Genomic DNA, 690 nt, shown 5'->3' with positions numbered 1-690 from the left:
CCATCGGCGACTCTGCACGACTGATTAAATACGGCGACGCAGACGTGATGATTGCAGGTGGCGCAGAAGGTGCGATCAGCACTTTGGGCGTTGGCGGTTTTGCCGCCATGAAGGCACTTTCCACTCGCAACGACGACCCTGCTACCGCTTCCCGTCCGTGGGACAAAGGCCGTGATGGTTTCGTTATCGGCGAAGGCGCTGGCGTGCTGGTGTTGGAAGAATTGGAACACGCGAAAAAACGCGGCGCGAAAATTTACGCTGAAATCGTCGGCTTCGGCATGAGCTCCGATGCCTACCACATTACCGCGCCTAACGAAGAAGGCCCTGCATTGGCTGTTACCCGCGCGCTGAAAGATGCCGGCCTGAATCCTGAAGACGTTGATTACGTCAACGCACACGGTACATCGACTCCTTTGGGCGATGCCAATGAAACCAAAGCCATCAAACGCGCTTTGGGCGATCATGCGCGCAAAGTCATCGTTAACTCCACCAAATCCATGACCGGCCACTTGCTTGGCGCGGCTGGCGGCGTGGAAGCGTTGTACAGTGTATTGGCAGTACACGAGCAAAAATCTCCGCCGACCATCAATATCTTTGAACAAGACGTTGAAGCCGGTTGCGATTTGGACTACTGTGCCAACGAAGCGCGTGACGCGAAAATCGACGTTGCCATCTCCAATTCCTTTGGCT

General features: G+C 55.2%; 1 protein-coding gene. It reads left to right on the top strand.

From position 1 onward, the window contains the following. Positions 1 to 690: beta-ketoacyl-ACP synthase II (locus tag ACTHUM_RS16830; RefSeq protein ID WP_440403531.1), on the top strand; the 690-nt coding region annotated here is incomplete at both ends.

The organism is Neisseria sp. P0021.S006 (assembly GCF_051956895.1).
This window is presented reverse-complemented; position numbering and strand designations above follow the sequence as displayed.